The organism is Litorisediminicola beolgyonensis (assembly GCF_042679605.1).
Classification (GTDB): Bacteria; Pseudomonadota; Alphaproteobacteria; order Rhodobacterales; family Rhodobacteraceae; genus Litorisediminicola; species Litorisediminicola beolgyonensis.
This window is the reverse complement of sequence record NZ_JBHTMU010000012.1, coordinates 85950-102996: the sequence shown is the minus strand read 5'-3', so window position 1 is coordinate 102996 and position 17047 is coordinate 85950. Positions and strand designations below refer to the sequence as shown.

Here is a 17047-nt window from a genome sequence, read left to right as displayed (position 1 = left end):
ATGCTGTCGCCCCTCGAGTTCGAGCGGCAGCAGAAACTGAGGCACGAGGGCGTCTAAGAGACGCGGGGCTATTCAGTAGGTCGCCTGGCTGATCCCCGCCTTGCGGCAGATCTCGGCGATGGGCGTGCCTTCCTCGCCTTGCTTCAGGATGAAAGCCTGTCTCGCGCTTCAGTGAACTTCGATGCCTTCATGCGATTCCGCTCCTCTCCCAGCCGGGGAAATCTAGCGGAAAACTCCAGCTTCAATCGATCCAATTCTCAGGGGGCAGAGCATCAGCGGCAGCAGCCGGGTCGCGAATGCGCGACATGGTTTCAACGCCGCGTGTCGTCTCTGCGAGGCGTCGTTCCCGCATCTGACGGGTAGACGACTGGACGAGGACATCTTCTTGGACGGCACATATCGCCAGCCCAATTTCGAAAACTCGAAAATTGCAGGGCGTGAGAACGTGCAGTCTTAACCCGTCTCCGCCCTCAAGGTGGAAGCTGAGACGTAGTCGGTTGCTGCCAATCTTTGGGACAAACCGATCTCTTCTGACACTTGGCGCAACGGCAGACCTTGTGCGTCGCGAGCGATGACGTTCGGCGGTGGTTGCGAGGGCCGCCGGTCGCTGCGGCACTCCTCTTTCTTTTACCATCCGCGAGCCACAACGCTTTCACCCGTGAGGTCGCGGTCAGCGACGCGTGGCTCACTGCTTCCTCAAGCTCCTGGCCCTGCCAGCTCCGGGTGCAGGTAGGCATCCGGATATGGCATCGGAGAGATCGGGCCGAGAGGGACGACGCCGTTCCAAGACCGGCCGAAATATCCCTGCCGACAATGGATCAGCGAACCGGACTTTGCCACGCCGGGCAGCGCGTAGACACCGCAGATCCAGCGCCAGAGATGTGGATAGTCGAGTATGCGCGCACCGTTGAGCTTCATCCGCAGATAATAAACCGGGTCGTGCCGATAGAGTGTCGGAAAGAGCCGGAGGTCGGCCTCGGTAAAGCTGTCGCCGGTCAGGAACGGGCGACCATCGGACAGCAGCGCTTCGAGACAGGCCAGCGTTTCGAAATAGGCATCGAAGGCGGCAGCATAGACCTCCTGGTCGGACGAGAACCCCGCCTTGTAGGCGCCGTTGTTGATCGCGGTGTATATGCGCTCGTTCAGCGCGTCGATCTCGTCCCTCAGCGTCGGATCGTCGGGATAGAGCCGGACGCGATCGGTCGCGGCGCCGAGGGCTCCGGCATGGGCATCGAGCATCCGGAGGATCTCGGCGCTTTCGTTGTTGACGATCCGCCCCGCGCGCCTGTCGTAGAGGATCGGCAGCGATTGTTCCTCCGAGCCTTCGCGCCGATATATCTCCTTCGCCAGCCTGAGCCCCAAACCCGTGCCGGTGTCCAGTGTGCATTCGGGAAGCGGCGCGCCGGTGAGCGAGGCTCTGCGGTCGGGCGAGAACTCCCACAGGTTCTGACCTGCTGGGTCGTCGTCGCCCGTGCGGTTGGGGAAGGCCACGTCCATCGTGATGCTGTCCCGCAACCCCAGGAGGCTCCTCGCCAATGTCACGCGGTGACACCACGGGCAGTTGAGCGCCACGAAAAGGTGATAGCGCCCCGGCTCGGGCGGGAAATCCGCGTCGCCGATAGCGTGGCGGAAGCCGCTGACGCCGCGCACGAATTCACCTCGTGCGCGGCGCTCCCCCGCCTTGGTCTGGTCTTCCTGAACGGAGGTGTCTTCCGTCATGACGTCGTCAGCCCCTCAGCCGGTGATGCAGGATGAGCGGCACGGCCAACTCTTCCTCGTCGGTCAGATGGCGCTTCAGAAACGCCTCGATCGTTGCGCTGGCGGCATGGACCTGTCCGGCCTCGTCATAGGCCTGCGCCTCGTCCAGCGTGGTCAGCTTTATCAACCGGTTCGCCGACCGGGTGAACCCGTCCAGCACCGCATCCAGATCGGAATGGTCTTTTTCGAGCAACTCGAGGCCCGCATCGAACCGGGGATCGGCCTCGGAGAGTTCCGGGAAATAGGCGTGATCTTCCCAGCTATGGTGGCCGTGCAGGTTTCCGACGAGGCTGCCGCCGTAGGAGGAGAGCCGCCCGGCATAGTCGTCGAGCGCCATGCCGCGGTCGAGGATCACCTCGGTGTCGCGCCGGATCTGTTCGGCAACGCGCCGGCACATCTGGTGCGCGCCAAGCCATTGACGGGTCTTTTCCTTGAAGCCGGGATGCGCCTCCCAGCTGTCGCGGGGATAGGTCTCGAGGAGAAAGCGCATCTCTTCGGGCATGGCGTCCTGGCGGATGGTGTAGCTGGTATCGAGCATCTGTCTCTCCTTTCTAGCGCTTCAAGTGGGGCGGCAAAGCGCCGCCCACCAGTGCGCCGGGCACGAGGGCGGCTATGCGAGGCTTGCAATTCAGAGGCCGCTCCTGCGTTTCGTTCGGAGAATGCCGCGACGCGTGAAGCCGGACCGGTCGTCCTGCCGACAGACGCCGACCAGCGCCAGCAGCGGTCCGGTGCCGAAGCCGAAAGCCAATCTTTACCCGACGCTGTCGCGGCTTGTCCCCTCGTCTCACACTACCGATGCAACGCGACTGCAAGTCGTGGGGCACCTCACTCATGCCACACTTGTCCCCCAAAGTTCGCAGGCACGTTAGCCCGTTACCAGCGAACTGAACCAAATCGTGGTGCATCAAGTGTGAGACACGGGAGAAATCTCTCGGCGCTTCGGAACCGCGGGGCCGCATGGTTGTTCGTTGGACAGAGTACGTTTTCAACGCCGAGATTGGGCACACCCACATGACTGGAACTTGTAGCGTTATGATTGTCGAGGACGAGGCAATCGTGCTCATGGACACTGTCATGCTGGTCGAAGATCTGGGCTTCGACATTCACTCCGAATGCTCGACCATTTCCGAAGCGCTCGGCGCGCTTGAAAGCAGCCTGCCCGATGTCGCGCTTCTGGACATAAACATCCGGACCGAGCTGATCTGGCCGGTCGCGCGCAAGCTGAAGAACCAGGGCAGCAAGATTATCTTCACCAGCGCCAATTCCCGGCACGCGGAGCTGCAAACCGAGTTCGCGGAGTGCCAGTTCGTCGAAAAACCGGTGTCGTCCCGCGACCTCCGCGAAGCTCTCCTCGAAGCGACCGCTGCGGATCGGCCGTCAGTGAACGACGCCGTTGTCCTCGAAAGTTAGCGTGCGGCGGTAACCGTCCGAGGTGCACTCGCCGGTCGCGCTGCCCCCCAGTTGACGTGCCGCAGCAGAGATCAGTCCGGTTCCGAACCCCACGCTCGGATCGCTGGCAGGCTTTTCCATCTGGCCGGTCTCGATCCAGGTGAGCTTGATCATGTTGTCTTCGGTCTGCCACGCGATCTCGATCTGCCCGCTTGGCACCGAGAGCGCGCCGTACTTGGTCGCGTTCGTGGCCCATTCGTGAAGAACGAGCGCCAGCGACGTGATCTGCGAGTTGCTGAGGGCCAGCGGTGTGCCGGTCTTCTCGATCGTCTGGGTTGAGAGGTTCGGTGCGACGACGGTGTCGATCAACTCGCTCAGGAAGACCGCCCGGTCGATGTCGTGAGGCTGGCCGAGCGTGAGGGCGTGAGACTTTCCGAGCGCGTGGATGCGGTTGCGCAGGCTGTTGGCCAGCTCCTGCGAGTCGTCCGACTCCCGTCCCGCGATCGACACCATCGCGGAGACCACGGAGAACAGGTTCTTCACGCGATGGTTCATCTCCCGGATCATCAATTCGCGCTGGTCGAGCAGCTCTCGATCTTTCGAGATGTCGAACGTGACGCCGATGAACTTCCGGACCCATGGACCTCGATCTGCTTGCCGAGGCCGTGGAGCCACCTGAACTTTCCATCGCCAAGCGGAACGCGGAAGGTTTCGTTGAACTCGCGATCGCCCTCGATGGCCATCCTGAGCGCACGGTTCACGCGATCCCGGTCTTCCGACGGCAGCGACGCGAGGATCGGTTCCATCGCGCCCGCCGGATCATCGTCGGAGATGTTCAGAAGCGCGCGTTCGGTCGCATCGAGAACCGTCTTGTCGGTGGCAGGCTCGTATTCCCAGATACCGATCTTCGCCACTTCGAGCACAAGTCTCAGGCGCTCGCGCTCTTCCCTCAGGTTGCGCTGCAGCGAAAGCGCTTCGGTCACGTCGGTGAAGACGAGGGTCGCGCCGTCGATGTCGCCATCCATGAGCCGGTAGGGAATGCTCCGCAGAATGTACTCCGCCTCAAGCTCCGTGGAATGCAGGCTGGTCTCGGTCTGCTCGCCATCGATCGCGGCGCGGCGCGCATCCTCGATCATGTGCCGGGCACTGAGCTTCGTCGGGATCTTGTCCAGCGGACGGCCGATGAAGCTCTTGTCGATGGGGAAAATCTCGAGAGCGGCGTCGGTGAAACTGCGAAGGTTCAGATCCGCGTCCACAACGAGGACGGCAAGCTGGGTGCTGTCGAAGAAGTTCTTGAGATCCGCGTTGGCGACCGTCAGCTGATCGAGCTTGTTCTTGAGCTCGTCATTGACCGTCGTCAGCTCCTCGTTCGTCGACTGAAGCTCTTCGTTCATCGACATCATTTCTTCGTTCGAGCTTTTGAGCTCCTCGTTGGCCGTCTCAAGCTCTTCGACCGTGGACCGCAGGCTGTGCCGTGTGTTCCGAAGCTCGTCCTCGAGGAACTGGATCTGGTTGTCGTCGGACTGGAACTCGTCGAAATCGTCGTTGTCCGTGGCCTCGAGCGGCTTCGTCTCCACGATCACGATCAGGAACGCATAGTCCTGCACCGGCTCGCAGATGACCTTCACGCCCAGCGTACCGAAGTCGGTCCGCACCTCGACGTCGAGCGCGCCGGCCCGGCGTCCCGATTCCGAGACCTGCCGTATCAGTGGCCCGATCTTTTCGCGAAGGCCCGGCTTGGCGAGCGTCGGAACGTGCACGTTGCGCTCCAGCCGTTCCGGGAACTCGAGATAGCGACCGGCGGAACCCCAGCGATCGAGAAGCATGCCCTCGCGATCGACCAGCAGGCTGACCGGCGCGTATTTCTGCGCGACGATCTCCATCGCGCTGACATCCACGCGGCTCGTGCGTTCCGGCTCGGACCGGGTCTTCTCCAGACGCCTCAGCGCCTGCGTCGTCCGGTTGTCCGCCGTGAGCTTGAGCGAGTAGTTGCTCTTTACGTTCCGCCGCCGGAACAGACGCGCGCTCTGCTCGACGACCTCGAACAGGTCCTCGTAGCGACCGATGGCCTCGGACGGGCCAAGAAGCAGGCGCCCGTCTTTTCTCAGGGCGAAGTGGAAGAACGGGATGACGATCTTCTGCAGGCTCTCTTCGAAGTAGATCAGGAGATTGCGGCAGGAAATCAGGTCGATCTTGGAGTACGGAGGATCGCGCACCAGGTTGTGCACGCTGAACCTCACCATGTCCTGGATGCGCGGCGCGATCGAGATCCGGTCATGTCCGACCAGCAGGAAATCGTCGTGAAACTCCTTCGGGATATCCCCCAGCGAGGCCAGCGGGTAACTGGCCTGCCGCGCCAGTTCGAGCATCTTGTCGTCGATATCGGTCGCGAAGATCTGCACATAGGGCCGCTTGCCGTGCTTGCGGACCGCGGCCGCGAACAGCATCGCGATCGAATAGGCCTCATCGCCGCTGGAACAGCCGGGCACCCAGACCCGCAATTCCTCGCCGTCGCGGCTTTCGGCGACGAGCGGATCGATGACCAGCCGGTTCAGGGTGTCGAAATGCTTGGGGTCGCGGAAGAAGCGCGTCACGTTGATCAGGAGATCGCGGAAGAGCGCGTTGCACTCCTCCGGCCCGTGGCGCAGCCGGTCGATATATTGCGCGCTGTCCTCGATGCCGAGCACCTGCATGCGCCGCGCGATCCGGCGATTGAGCGTGCTGCGCTTGTATTGCGAGAAATCATGGCCGACGGCTTCGCGAAGCACGGTGCACAGCTCGTCGACGCTGTCGGCGACATGGCCCGCATCTTCCGCCTCGTCGCCGGTCAGGCTGCCGCGTTCGAAGAAGGATTTCAGATAGCCCAGGATCTCCCGCGGCTCGGATATGATGTCGACAAGCCCCGTGCTGATCGCCGAGGAAGGCATGCCGTCATAGGCGGCGCTTTCGGGGCGTTCGACCACGCAAAGCCCGCCATGTTTCTTGATCGCCCGGAGACCCCGGCTGCCATCGGCGCCGGTGCCCGAGAGGATCACGCAGGCCGCGAGATTCTTCTGGTCGAGCGCGAGGCTCTCGAAGAAATCGTCGATCGGGCGCCGCATGCCGCGCGGGTCCTTGAAATCCGTCAGGCTGAGGATTCCGTCCTTCACCGCAAGGCCATAGCCCGGCGGGATCACGTAGACATGGTTGGGCTTGAGACGCTCGTTCCCTTCCGCCTGGCGGACCGGCATCGACGTGTAGCGGTCGATGAGTTCTGCCATGAGCGACTCGTGCGTGGGATCGAGATGCTGGACGACGACAAAAGCCATGTCCGGCAGGCGCTTGTGGCCGCTGAACATTTCCTTGAGGGCTTCAAGCCCACCAGCCGACGCACCCACTCCGACGACCGGAAAGATGTCGTCGCCGTTCTCAGTCTTCTCCATCGACCCCATCGAGTTTTGCCTGCGCAACGATCGAGTGAGACGATGCCAGAGATTCGTAGCTGCCCGCCAGCAACATCGCACTTTCGCTGAGAACGTCCTTCAAAATCCGGAGATCTTCAAGAAGCGCCGCGTCGTAAAGCTCGGTGTCGTGCTGGCTGTTCCCGGTGACGGAAAACTGCGAGCCGAGAACCATCGCGACGGCGCCCTGCCGATACAGCTTGCTCATGTAGACGAGATTGAGAAACAGCTTCCCGTTGCGCCGGATATTGGGGATCAGGAAGCGTCCATGCGTCTGCGAGGCGTCATGGAGAAACGTCCGCATCCGCTCACGCACCGGCCCCGCGCCGCCCGAGGGCTGCAGGAAGCGGCAATTGCGCCCCAACACCTCGTCCTGCCGGTATCCGCTCAGATCGCAGAACCGCTCGTTCACCGCGATCAGCGGGCAATCGTGTTGGGTGAAATCTGCAAGCGAGAGGGACACTCTGCTGTTCTGGAGCACGTCCCGGAGGCCGGCTGGAATCGGAGGGTCGTCACAGCTCGCGCTCATGCCGCGATCTTGTGCAGTTTCGCGTCCATGGCAAGGGCGGATCGTAGTGACGATGGCCAAAGGCTCACGCGCGGCGCTTGGGCGTCGTCCGCAATGACGAGCGGGCCAGGCGTTTGACAGGTAGTGCAACGGCGTCGCCATCGCTCGATCAGGTGATGAGCCCCGCGGAGCGTGCAGAAGACGTCTTCTGGTTCAGCGGGACCTTCAGTCCGTCGCGCGGACAGAGCCCCTCGACCCCGCTTACAGGAAGACGCGCTCGATGACCCACCAGAGACCAACGAGGCCGATGGCGGCGGAGGCCGGGATCGCGACATAGGCGCGATAGGCGTTCAGCACGTCGCGCCGCGCGACCGAGATCAGGCACAGGAGCGACAGGCCGGCGAGCGGCAGGAGGAACACCGGCGCGGGCGCGCCCATGGCCGCGGCGAAGCCCGTGCCACCGAGAAGGAGCGCGAGCGCGGTGAAGCTCAGCGTCAGGACGCCATAGGTCGCGTAGCCGGTGCGCTCGGAGATCTCGAGCGCGTCGACGCCTAGCGCGACATAGACCAGCGCGAAGGCCGCAGCGATCACCGAGAGCTGCCCGATCTCGACCCCGATATTGAAGCCCAGAAGCGCCGGGATGAATTGCCCGGACGGCAGGCCGAACTCGCCCAGCACCGCGGCGAAGCCGAGCCCGTGGAGAAGGCCGAAGAGGAACACCACCACGGGCCGCCAGCGGCTCAGTCCATCCGAGACGATGTTCTCGACCGCGACGAAGACGATCGACGCGGCGATTAGAGGCTCGACGATGGCGCCGGGGATGCTCACGATCCCGAGCGCGCCGAGCGCCAGCGTGACCGTATGGGCGGCGGTGAAGGCGCTGATCTGCCAGAGAAGCGGGCCGAGCCGGGTCGAGAGGAAGAAGAGCCCCAGCACGAAGAGAATGTGATCGAGCCCCATCGGCACGATGTGCTCGAAGCCCACGGGAATATAGGCCAGGAACGCGCGCCCCGCCGACATCTCGCCTCCGCCCTCGAGCGCGATGGGCTCGGAGGGAACGCCGCCTTCGAGATAGCCGGTATAGGGCTCGTCGACGCCCTGCTGGCGCAGGACCAGCATGCCCCAATTCGCGGGCCAGGTGACCACCAGTTCCGACGCCCCGGGCGGGAGCTCGGCGGTGAAGCCCAGCTGCGTGTCCCGGGGCAGCGACGGGTCGTCCACCGGTCCCGGCGCGATGCGGTCCAGCGCAAGGCCGACCGGCGTGCCGTTCGCGGTGACCGAGAGCGCGTCCGAAATCGCGGCCGCATCGGCGTCGAGCCGCGCGGCCAGATCCTCGGGCGGCAGTTTCCGGAGCGCGTCGATCTCGTCCGAGGCCTCGAGCGCGTCGGTGTCGGCGACCCCTTCGAGATCCGCACCGACGAGCAGCGCTTCGGCGTTCAACGTCACCTCGAGGCTGAGCCTGCCGCCCGTGACCTCGAGATCGGCAATGGCGGGCCGGACCTCATGCGCCTGCGCAGCGGCGCTCCAACCGAGGACAGCGAGGCAAAGAAGAACGAAACGCATCAAAAAACCTTTCCAGTGCGGGCCGGTGCGGCTGGGTGGGACAGAGCAGCCACGTCTCCCATGTCGCGCGAGTTTCACCCGAGGTCCAGAGGCGCTTGCGAAACTGCTCGAAAACCGGGCAGAAGAGATCCCATGACCCGTGCCCCTGCCCCGCCTGACATTCTCTGCATCGGAGCCGTCCTCTGGGACGTGATCGGCCGCACGCCGGGGCATATGGAGAAAGGCTCGGACCTGCCCGGGCGCATCACCCGCATCCCCGGCGGCGTCGCCTTCAACATCGCGATGACGCTGGCGCGCTTCGGAATGCGGCCCGCGCTCCTGGGCGCTTTGGGGCGCGATCCGCAGGGCACCGCGCTGATCGCGGCCTGCGAGGGGCTCGGGCTCGACACCGGCTACCTCTACGTCTCCGAGGACCTGCCCACCGACATCTACATGGCGATCGAGGCCGCGAACGGGCTCATTGCCGCGATCGCGGACGCGCATTCGCTGGAGGCGGCGGGCGCCAAGATCCTCGCTCCCCTGCGCGACGGACGGCTTGGGTCGGCGACCGCGCCCTATGCCGGGCCGGTGGCGCTTGACGGCAATCTGACCGTGAGCCTTCTCGAGGACATCGCGCAGGACCCGGCCTTCGGCGCGGCGGACCTGCGCCTGGCGCCCGCCTCGCCCGGCAAGGCCGAGCGGCTCCTGCCCTTCCTCAGGGCCGGGCGCGGGGCGCTCTATGTCAATCTCGAGGAGGCCGGGCTGCTCTGCCAGACCGTCTTCGAGAACGCACCGGCGGCGGCGCAGGCGCTGATCGCGCGCGGCGCGATGCGGGCGCTCGTCACCGATGGCGGGCGCACCTGCGCCGAGGCCGATGCCGACGGGCTGATCACCGCCGAGCCGCCCAAGGTGCTCGTGACCCGGGTGACCGGCGCGGGCGACACGTTCATGGCGGCGCATATCGCCGCCGAGGGGCGCGGCGATGATCGCAGCGCCGCACTGGCCGCCGCGCTCGATGCCGCGGCCCATTACGTCTCAGGAGACACGCCGTCATGACCGTTCAGCTTTCGCCCGCCGTGGCACATGCGCTCAAGACCCGCAAACCGGTGGTCGCGCTGGAATCGACGATCATCACCCATGGCATGCCCCGGCCCCAGAACCTCGAGACCGCGCGCGCCATCGAGGCCGAAGTCCGCAAGGGCGGCGCCGAGCCGGCCACGATCGCGGTCCTCGACGGCACGCTCTGCGTCGGTCTCGACGACGCGCAGCTCGAGGCGCTGGCCGATGCGAAGGGGGTCGCGAAACTCAGCCGCGCCGACATGGCGGTCTGCATGTCCGAGGGGCGCACCGGGGCGACCACGGTCGCGGCGACGATGATCGCCGCGCGGATCGCGGGCATCGCGGTTTTCGCCACCGGCGGCATCGGCGGCGTTCATCGCGGCGCGGAGACCAGCTTCGACGTCTCCGCCGACCTTCAGGAGTTGTCCCAGAGCCCAGTGACGGTGGTGGCCGCGGGCGCGAAAGCCATTCTCGACCTGCCGAAGACCCTGGAAGTGCTGGAGACCCTCGGCGTGCCGGTCATCGCCTATGGCCAGGATCTGCTTCCGGCCTTCTGGTCGCGCTCCTCGGGCCTGCGCGCGCCGCTCCGCATGGACAACCCCGCGGATATCGCCCGCGCGCACCGCGCCCGCGCCGTGCTTGGCCTTTCCGGTGGCCAGCTTGTCGCCAACCCGATTCCCGAAGAGGCCGAGATCCCGCGCGCCGAGCTCAGCCCGGTGATCGGCAAGGCGATGAAGGATGCCGAGGATCACGGCATCTACGGCAAGGCGCTGACGCCCTATCTCCTCCAGCGGATCTACGAGCTGACCGAGGGCCGCTCGCTCGAGGCGAACATCGCTCTGGTGCTCAACAATGCCCGCCTGGCCGCGGAAATCGCCGCAGAAATGGTCAAGCTGCCCGGCGGCGACGCAGCGGAGACCAGCCAGGCATTGTAGTTGAGACGGAGCGCGACTAGGTAAACCCTTGTAGCTGCACGAGCCATTTCGCCGACCGATGACGACGCCCTTCGAACAAGAACCCCGAAAACCGGGTTTCATCTCCCGTGTCAGGGCCAGCTTCCTGACGGGGATCGTCGTGATCGCGCCGGTCGGCCTGACGATCTGGCTCATCTGGACCGTGATCGGATGGATCGACGGCTTCGTCCTGCCGCTGGTGCCCGCGCGCTTCAACCCCGAGGAATATATCGGCATCAACCTCCGCGGCATCGGGGTGATCTTCTTCTTCGCCTTCACGATCTTCGTGGGCTGGATCGCCAAGGGCCTGATCGGCCGGTCGCTGATCCGCTGGGGCGAAACCCTCGTGCTGCGCATGCCGGTCGTGCGCTCGATCTATTCCGGCGTGAAACAGATCGCCGAGACGGTCTTCGTGCAATCCGAGCGCAGCTTCGAGAAAGCCTGCCTGATCGAATATCCGCGCAAGGGCATCTGGGCCATCGGCTTCATCTCGACCGACACCAAGGGAGAGGTCGCGCGCCGCGCGCCCAACACCTCGGGCATGACCTCGGTCTTCGTGCCGACCACGCCGAACCCGACCTCGGGCTTCTTGCTGTTCTTCCCCCGCGAGGACGTGATCGAGTTGGACATGTCGCTCGAGGATGCCGCCAAGCTCGTGATCTCGGCGGGGCTCGTCTATCCGAGCGGCGACGGCGTCAAGAAAGCCGAGGGCGAGGACAGCCCGGCGCGGCTGGCGTCCTGAGGCTGTCGAGCGCGTAGCTTTCGACAGCCTGAAGCGTCCCTGCCGCGCATAGGGCGCTCTCAGCACTCCCAGGAAATCTTTATCGCCGGGCCTTGATCGCCGCCGCTCCATGCCGATGTCTGCTCGGCCAGAGGCGCGGTGCCCGCGGCTCTTAACGGTTAACGAATGGACGTCCTTCTGATCGCCGCCGGTCTTCCGGCGCTTCTTTTCGGCGGCGAGTGGCTCGTCTCCGGTGCCGTCACCGTCGCGCAGCGGCTGCGCGTGTCGCCCCTCGTGATCGGGCTCACGCTTGTCGGCTTCGGCACATCCATGCCCGAGCTCATCACCTCGCTCCGGGCCGCGTCGCTCGGCAGTCCCGGCATCGCGCTCGGCAATGTCGTGGGCTCCAACATCGCCAATATCCTGCTGATCCTCGGGCTCGCCGCGGCCATCCGCCCGGTCGCGGTCGACCGGAGCGCGCTCAGACGCGACGGAGGCTGGGTTCTGGCCGCGGCGCTGGCCGTCGCGGCGCTGTCTCTCCTGCCGATGATCGGCCGTGGCGCTGGTCTGGCGCTGGTGCTGGCACTCGGGCTCTTCCTCTGGACCGCCCTGCGGTCTGGCAGCGTCGAGGCCGCACCGGACGAGGCCCAGGGCACCCTGCCCGGCGCGCTGATGCGCTTCGGGCTTGGCCTCGCGCTTGTTCTCTCGGGCGCGGTGATGCTGGTCGAGGGCGCCATCGGGATCGCGCGCGCCGCCGGGGTCTCGGAGACGGTGATCGGGCTCACCCTGGTCGCGGTGGGCACGTCGCTTCCGGAGCTTGTGACCTCGGTCGTGGCGGCGCGGCGCGGTCATGGCGCGGTGGCGCTGGGCAACGTGCTCGGCTCGAACGTCTTCAACGTGCTCGGCATCCTGGGCGTCACCGCGCTGGCGCTGCCCCTGCCCGTCGACGAGCAGATCGCGCGGCTCGATGTCTGGGTCATGCTCGCCGCGACGCTGGTTCTTCTTGTCTTCTGCCACTCCGGCGCACGGCTGAGCCGGCGCGAGGGATGGGCGCTTCTCCTGGGATATGTCGCGTATCTGGGCTGGCTCAGCCGAACATTCTGACCAGATCGACGGTCTGAGACACGTTCAGATCGTCGAAATGCTGATCGAGAAAAGTCTCCGCCGCGGCCCGTCCGGCCTTCTTCAGCTGCAGAATGACCGAGGGGATCGGCGTCAGCTTGGTTGCGACGGACAGCCGGTTCATCAGTTCGTCATCGGCGATCATGTGCACGAGGACGTTCTTCATCTGCCCTTCGCCGACCGCGCCGGTCGCGATCAGGCGCTGGACGAAGTTCACTGCCCGGAGATCGCGCAGGAGCGCCGAGTTGAAGCTGATCTCGTTGATTCGGTTCTGGATCTCCTGAGCCGTGATCGGCACCGCGTCGCGGTGGAGCGGGTTGATGTTCACCACCACGATATCGTCGGGCAGATCCTGCTGGTAGAGCGGGAAAAGCGCGGGGTTGGCCGAATAGCCGCCGTCCCAGAAGGCCTCGATCTCGCCGGTGTTCGGGCACGGCTCCTCGACCGCCTGGAAGAGAGTCGGCAGGCAGGCCGAGGCCATCAGCGCGCCGGTGGTGAGCTTGTCGCGGGAGAAGACGCGCACCTTTCCGTCACGCACCGACGTGGCGCAGACGAAAAGCTGCGGGCCGTCGACCGAGCAGACATGCTCGTATTCGAACCGCTCGACGATGGGTCTAAGGGGGTTGTCGTAGAGCGGTCCCCAGGCATAGGGCGAGGTCGCCCGCGCCAGGCTGTCGCCGAAGAGGAAGGCGGGAGAATAGCTGAGGCCCAGCGACACGATCCCGGGATCGGGGAGCCAGGCATTCATCCACTCGGGGAACCCGAGCGCATCGAGGCGCCCGATCTCGGACCAGAGCCAGTCGAGCTCCTCCCGTGCGCCCTCGCGGCCGTTCTTCATCCAGCCGGCCTTGTAGGCGGCCCCGTTGATCGCTCCGGCGGATGTGCCCGAGATGGCGGCGATCTCGATGCGCTCGTCATCGAGGAGACGGTCGAGCACGCCCCAGGTAAAGGCGCCATGCGCGCCGCCGCCCTGAAGGGCGATGTTGATGCGTTTGGATGTCATGAGCTGCTAGATGACCCCGGTTGCGGCTCCTCGCAAGGGGAAGCGGGCCTTGGGCGGCATGCCGCCGCGTCGCGCTGTGTCGCGAGCTCTTTCAGCGAGCAGGTCGAGCGGCCTGTGCAACGCCACCCAAGAGATCCCGCGCGATGCGCTCGAAGATCGCGGCGCCGATGGGGATCAGGTCGTCGGGAAAATCGTAGCGCGGATCGTGAAGCGGCGGGCAGGTCTCGCCCGAGCCGAGGCAGAACATCGCCGACCCGGCCTGCCAGCCGAACACGCCGAAATCCTCCGACGCCCGCATCGGAAGGCCCTGCCCGCTTACAGGAACGCCAAGCGCGTCCAGCGCCGCGCGCACCATCGCGACCGCCTCGGGCGCGTTGATCGACGCCGCGAAATCGTCCTGCACCGTCATCGAGACCGTCAGACCGTGTCGCTCGGCGACGTCTGTGATGATCGCGTCAGCCTCGGCGGCGAGCGCCGCCATGGCGTCGTCCTGCGCGGTGCGCAGGGTGACGTGCAACAGCGCCTCGCCCGGCGCGATCCCGAAGGTCGGCTCTCCGAGCCGCGCATGGGTGATCGTGGCCATGCGGAAGGCGTCCGACCGCTCGTCGCCATGTGCAAGGGCGGTCAGCGCCGGGATCAGCTCGGCCAAAGCCGGGGCGGGCGAGATGCCGGTCTCGGGCGTCGCGGCATGCGCGGTCCGGCCCGAGAGCGTGACAGCCAGCCCGCGCGAGGCGCAGTTCACCAGGCCGTCGCAGAGACCGACCTCGCCCAGCGGACGACCGGGATCGTTGTGGAGAGCGAAGACCCAATCCGGCGCGATCTCCGCATAGCGCGGGTCCGCAACCACGGCGCGCGCACCGGATCCGTCCTCTTCGGCGGGCTGGAACATCAGGACGACGCGGCCTTGCGCCACCTGACGGCGGGCGAGGAGCCGCCCCAGGGCCAGCAAAATGGTCATGTGACCGTCATGGCCGCAGAGATGCCCCTTGCCAGGCACTTGCGAGCGCCAGTCCGGTCCGGGCTCCTCGGGAATGGGCAGCGCGTCCAGTTCGGCGCGGAACAGCACGGTCGGCCCGGGCCTGTCGGAGGCGAAGATCGCGGCCACGCCGGTCCCGCCGAAACCCGTCAGAACCTGCGTGGGACCGAGCGGGACCAGAGCGTCGGCGATCCGGCGCGCGGTGTCGGTCTCTTCGCCGGAGGTCTCGGGCCATTGATGAAGGAGCCGCCGGAAGGCGGTCAGCTCGACGAGATCGGAATTGCTCAGCATCAACCTGACCGGCCGCAGAGCAGGCCACTGCAGGACAAAACCGCCCTACCCAAGCGCATAGCCCGCCCCGCGCACGGTCCGCAGCGGATCGGTGCCGCCGTTGCGCATCAGGACCTTGCGCAGCCGCCCGATATGCACGTCGACCGTCCGCGTATCGACATAGATGTCGCGGCCCCAGACCCGGTCGAGCAGCTGTTCCCGCGACCAGACGCGGCCGGGTTTTTCCATGAAAGTCGCGAGCAGCCGGAACTCGGTCGGTCCCAGCTTCAGATCCTGCCCGTCGCGGGTGACGCGATGGGTCTCGGCGTCGAGCACGATATCCTCGTGTTCGAGCCGCACACCCACGGTCGCGGGCCGTGCGCGGCGCAGCTGAGCGCGGACCCGGGCCATCAGCTCGACCACCGAGTAAGGCTTCACGACGTAGTCGTCGGCGCCGGTCTCGAGCCCCCGCACGCGGTCGACCTCTTCGGAGCGCGCCGAGAGCATGATCACCGGCAGCGCGCGGGTCTCGGCGCGGGTCTTCAGACGACGGCACACCTCGATCCCCGAGACCTCGGGCAGCATCCAGTCGAGCACGACGATGTCGGGATTCTCCTCCTCGACCATCAAAAGCGCCTCCTCGCCATTCTCGGCGGCGGCGACGCGAAACCCCTCGGCTTCGAGGTTGTAGGTCAGGACCGCGCGCTGGGCGGCCTCGTCCTCGACCACAAGCACGGTGGGCTGCTCGGAGCTCATCGCGTCACTCCTCGGAGACCGTGCCGGGGCTGTAGGTCGGATCCGACGAGGTCAGGTCGGCCTTCGGGCGCGGCGAGCCGGGCTTTTCGCCCGAGACCACGAAGATCACCTGCTCGGCGATGGACGTGACGTGATCGCCCATGCGCTCGATGTTCTTGGCGATGAAATGCAGATGCATGCAGGCGGTGATGTTGCGCGGGTCTTCCAGCATGAAGGTCAGGAACTCGCGGAAGAGCGTGTTGTACATCTGGTCGACATCGCGGTCGCGCTCGATCACGTCCTGCGCCAGCTCGGGATCGCGCTGCACATAGGCGTCGAGCGCGTCCTTCAGCATCAGCTCGACCTCGCGCGCCATGCGGCGGATCGAGGCGGGCGAGCTTTCGATGGGCTGGAGCTTGATCAGGACGCCGGTGCGCTTGGCCATGTTCTTTGCCAGATCGCCGATCCGCTCGAGATTGGCCGACATCCGGAGGACCGACAGCACCACGCGCAGGTCCGAGGCCTGCGGACCGCGCAGCGCGATCACCCGCGCGGCCTCGTCCGAGAGCTGCTCTTCCAGCGCGTCGATGGCGCGGTCGCCGAGCCGGACCTTCTCGGCCAGCTCCTCGTCGCGGCTCTCGAGACTGCTCGCCGCTTCGCGGATCGCGGTCTCGACGAGCCCGCCCATTTTCATGATCTGCGCCTGGATCCCTTCGAGGTCGCGGTCGAAGGCCGAGGCGATATGCGGGGTCATGTCACTGCCGGCCATCAGCCGATCCTCCCGGTGATGTAGCTTTCCGTGCGGCTGTCGCGCGGATTGGTGAAGATCTTGTCGGTGACGTCGTATTCCACGAGGTTGCCCAGGTGGAAGAACGCCGTCTTCTGGCTCACCCGCGCGGCCTGCTGCATCGAGTGGGTCACGATCACCACCGAGTAGTCGCGGCGGAGCTCGTCGATCAGTTCCTCGACCTGGCTCGTGGCGATGGGATCGAGCGCCGAGCACGGCTCGTCCATCAAGAGAACCTCCGGCTCGGTCGCCACGGCGCGCGCGATGCAGAGACGCTGCTGCTGGCCGCCCGAGAGGCCCGTCCCCGGCGCCGCGAGCCGGTCCTTGACCTCGTCCCAGAGCGCCCCGCGGCGGAGCGCCTTCTCGACGATCTCGTCGAGCTCGGCCTTGTTCTTGGCGAGCCCGTGGATCTTCGGGCCGTAGGCCACGTTGTCGTAGATCGATTTCGGAAACGGGTTCGGCTTCTGGAAGACCATGCCGACCTTGGCGCGCAGCTGCACCGGATCGACGCGCTTGTCGTAGATGTCCTCGCCATCGATCAGGATGTCGCCCTCGACCCTCGCGATCGGGATCGTGTCGTTCATCCGGTTGAGACAGCGCAGGAAGGTCGACTTGCCGCAGCCCGACGGACCGATGAAGGCGGTCACGGTCTTGTCCTGGATATCGACCGTCACGTCCTTGATGGCATGGGTGTCGCCGTAGAAAACCTGGACGTTCTTGGCGGAGATCTTGGTGTCGGTTGCGCTCACGGTTCTCTCCGAAAGGGGGGTGTCGTACATGGTTC

The 17047-nt window shown here is 65.7% G+C and carries 16 protein-coding genes and 1 pseudogene; 5 read left to right on the top strand and 12 right to left on the bottom strand.

Annotated elements, in window-relative coordinates; genetic code table 11:
- Positions 1 to 75 precede the first annotated feature (75 nt).
- From ACFQ4E_RS08950 to ACFQ4E_RS08940, 3 genes and pseudogenes are all read right to left on the bottom strand, one after another.
- Positions 76 to 191 (bottom strand): annotated as a pseudogene (locus ACFQ4E_RS08950) (transposase); the annotation flags it as partial.
- Between the two features lie 505 nt (positions 192 to 696).
- Positions 697 to 1719: a glutathione S-transferase C-terminal domain-containing protein gene (locus tag ACFQ4E_RS08945; RefSeq protein ID WP_386802711.1), complete on the bottom strand. Its 1023-nt coding sequence runs from the start codon at positions 1717 to 1719 to the stop codon at positions 697 to 699.
- 7 nt (positions 1720 to 1726) lie between these two features.
- The gene (locus ACFQ4E_RS08940; RefSeq protein ID WP_386802709.1) at positions 1727 to 2296 is read right to left on the bottom strand and encodes a hemerythrin domain-containing protein; all 570 of its coding nucleotides are present in this window, start codon (positions 2294 to 2296) and stop codon (positions 1727 to 1729) included.
- A gap of 419 nt (positions 2297 to 2715) precedes the next feature.
- Here ACFQ4E_RS08940 and ACFQ4E_RS08935 point away from each other — a divergent pair, with 419 nt between their 5' ends.
- Positions 2716 to 3168 (top strand): response regulator, encoded by a 453-nt coding sequence (locus ACFQ4E_RS08935; protein WP_386802707.1) that lies wholly within the window; start codon positions 2716 to 2718, stop codon positions 3166 to 3168.
- On the opposite strand, the gene ACFQ4E_RS08930 is transcribed toward ACFQ4E_RS08935, so the two are convergent.
- The 4 genes from ACFQ4E_RS08930 to ACFQ4E_RS08915 form a co-directional block, all read right to left on the bottom strand.
- Entirely contained in the window at positions 3136 to 3702 is a 567-nt protein-coding gene (locus tag ACFQ4E_RS08930; protein WP_386802705.1) for a sensor histidine kinase, read from the bottom strand. The genes ACFQ4E_RS08935 and ACFQ4E_RS08930 overlap by 33 nt on opposite strands.
- An 11-nt stretch (positions 3703 to 3713) precedes the next feature.
- On the bottom strand, positions 3714 to 6569 hold the full coding sequence (locus tag ACFQ4E_RS08925) for a chemotaxis protein CheB (protein WP_386802703.1): 2856 nt from the start codon (positions 6567 to 6569) through the stop codon (positions 3714 to 3716).
- A complete protein-coding gene (locus ACFQ4E_RS08920) occupies positions 6556 to 7116 on the bottom strand; it encodes a PAS domain-containing protein (RefSeq protein ID WP_386802701.1) in 561 nt (186 codons plus the stop codon). The genes ACFQ4E_RS08925 and ACFQ4E_RS08920 overlap by 14 nt, the downstream gene beginning before the upstream one ends.
- 240 nt (positions 7117 to 7356) lie before the next feature.
- A complete protein-coding gene (locus tag ACFQ4E_RS08915; RefSeq protein ID WP_386802699.1) occupies positions 7357 to 8658 on the bottom strand; it encodes a HupE/UreJ family protein in 1302 nt (433 codons plus the stop codon).
- Between the two features lie 132 nt (positions 8659 to 8790).
- On the opposite strand from ACFQ4E_RS08915, the gene ACFQ4E_RS08910 reads away from it, so the two are divergent.
- From ACFQ4E_RS08910 to ACFQ4E_RS08895, 4 genes are all read left to right on the top strand, one after another.
- Positions 8791 to 9693, top strand: coding sequence for a PfkB family carbohydrate kinase (locus ACFQ4E_RS08910; protein ID WP_386802697.1), 903 nt, complete (start codon positions 8791 to 8793; stop codon positions 9691 to 9693).
- Positions 9690 to 10631: a pseudouridine-5'-phosphate glycosidase gene (locus ACFQ4E_RS08905; protein ID WP_386802695.1), complete on the top strand. Its 942-nt coding sequence runs from the start codon at positions 9690 to 9692 to the stop codon at positions 10629 to 10631. Before ACFQ4E_RS08910 ends, ACFQ4E_RS08905 begins: the two co-directional genes overlap by 4 nt.
- A gap of 58 nt (positions 10632 to 10689) precedes the next feature.
- Positions 10690 to 11391 carry a DUF502 domain-containing protein gene (locus ACFQ4E_RS08900; RefSeq protein ID WP_386802693.1) on the top strand — a complete coding sequence of 234 codons (702 nt, stop codon included), beginning with the start codon at positions 10690 to 10692 and terminating at the stop codon, positions 11389 to 11391.
- A gap of 165 nt (positions 11392 to 11556) precedes the next feature.
- Complete coding sequence (locus tag ACFQ4E_RS08895) at positions 11557 to 12474, top strand: calcium/sodium antiporter (RefSeq protein WP_386802691.1); 918 nt, start codon at positions 11557 to 11559, stop codon at positions 12472 to 12474.
- Here the strand turns inward: ACFQ4E_RS08895 and ACFQ4E_RS08890 are convergent.
- The 5 genes from ACFQ4E_RS08890 to pstB form a co-directional block, all read right to left on the bottom strand.
- Positions 12458 to 13495, bottom strand: a complete 1038-nt coding sequence (locus tag ACFQ4E_RS08890; protein ID WP_386802689.1) for a patatin-like phospholipase family protein — start codon at positions 13493 to 13495, stop codon at positions 12458 to 12460. The genes ACFQ4E_RS08895 and ACFQ4E_RS08890 overlap by 17 nt on opposite strands.
- 91 nt (positions 13496 to 13586) lie before the next feature.
- Positions 13587 to 14762, bottom strand: coding sequence for an amidohydrolase (locus tag ACFQ4E_RS08885; RefSeq protein ID WP_386802687.1), 1176 nt, complete (start codon positions 14760 to 14762; stop codon positions 13587 to 13589).
- 45 nt (positions 14763 to 14807) lie between these two features.
- The gene (phoB, locus tag ACFQ4E_RS08880; protein ID WP_386802685.1) at positions 14808 to 15497 is read right to left on the bottom strand and encodes a phosphate regulon transcriptional regulator PhoB; all 690 of its coding nucleotides are present in this window, start codon (positions 15495 to 15497) and stop codon (positions 14808 to 14810) included.
- A gap of 4 nt (positions 15498 to 15501) precedes the next feature.
- Entirely contained in the window at positions 15502 to 16245 is a 744-nt protein-coding gene (gene phoU / locus ACFQ4E_RS08875; RefSeq protein WP_386802683.1) for a phosphate signaling complex protein PhoU, read from the bottom strand.
- Positions 16245 to 17042, bottom strand: a complete 798-nt coding sequence (gene pstB, locus ACFQ4E_RS08870) for a phosphate ABC transporter ATP-binding protein PstB (protein WP_386802680.1) — start codon at positions 17040 to 17042, stop codon at positions 16245 to 16247. Before pstB ends, phoU begins: the two co-directional genes overlap by 1 nt.
- Positions 17043 to 17047: the final 5 nt, after the last annotated feature.

Coding starts and splice junctions, on each gene's coding strand:
- ACFQ4E_RS08895 (WP_386802691.1), top strand. CDS start 11,557: ATGGACGTCCTTCTGATCGCCGCCGGTCTTCCGGCGCTTCTTTTCGGC.
- ACFQ4E_RS08925 (WP_386802703.1), bottom strand. CDS start 6,569: ATGGAGAAGACTGAGAACGGCGACGACATCTTTCCGGTCGTCGGAGTG.
- ACFQ4E_RS08915 (WP_386802699.1), bottom strand. CDS start 8,658: ATGCGTTTCGTTCTTCTTTGCCTCGCTGTCCTCGGTTGGAGCGCCGCT.
- ACFQ4E_RS08900 (WP_386802693.1), top strand. CDS start 10,690: ATGACGACGCCCTTCGAACAAGAACCCCGAAAACCGGGTTTCATCTCC.
- ACFQ4E_RS08935 (WP_386802707.1), top strand. CDS start 2,716: ATGGTTGTTCGTTGGACAGAGTACGTTTTCAACGCCGAGATTGGGCAC.
- pstB (WP_386802680.1), bottom strand. CDS start 17,042: ATGTACGACACCCCCCTTTCGGAGAGAACCGTGAGCGCAACCGACACC.
- ACFQ4E_RS08885 (WP_386802687.1), bottom strand. CDS start 14,762: ATGCTGAGCAATTCCGATCTCGTCGAGCTGACCGCCTTCCGGCGGCTC.
- ACFQ4E_RS08940 (WP_386802709.1), bottom strand. CDS start 2,296: ATGCTCGATACCAGCTACACCATCCGCCAGGACGCCATGCCCGAAGAG.
- ACFQ4E_RS08890 (WP_386802689.1), bottom strand. CDS start 13,495: ATGACATCCAAACGCATCAACATCGCCCTTCAGGGCGGCGGCGCGCAT.
- ACFQ4E_RS08920 (WP_386802701.1), bottom strand. CDS start 7,116: ATGAGCGCGAGCTGTGACGACCCTCCGATTCCAGCCGGCCTCCGGGAC.
- ACFQ4E_RS08945 (WP_386802711.1), bottom strand. CDS start 1,719: ATGACGGAAGACACCTCCGTTCAGGAAGACCAGACCAAGGCGGGGGAG.
- phoU (WP_386802683.1), bottom strand. CDS start 16,245: ATGGCCGGCAGTGACATGACCCCGCATATCGCCTCGGCCTTCGACCGC.
- ACFQ4E_RS08905 (WP_386802695.1), top strand. CDS start 9,690: ATGACCGTTCAGCTTTCGCCCGCCGTGGCACATGCGCTCAAGACCCGC.
- ACFQ4E_RS08930 (WP_386802705.1), bottom strand. CDS start 3,702: ATGAACCATCGCGTGAAGAACCTGTTCTCCGTGGTCTCCGCGATGGTG.
- phoB (WP_386802685.1), bottom strand. CDS start 15,497: ATGAGCTCCGAGCAGCCCACCGTGCTTGTGGTCGAGGACGAGGCCGCC.
- ACFQ4E_RS08910 (WP_386802697.1), top strand. CDS start 8,791: ATGACCCGTGCCCCTGCCCCGCCTGACATTCTCTGCATCGGAGCCGTC.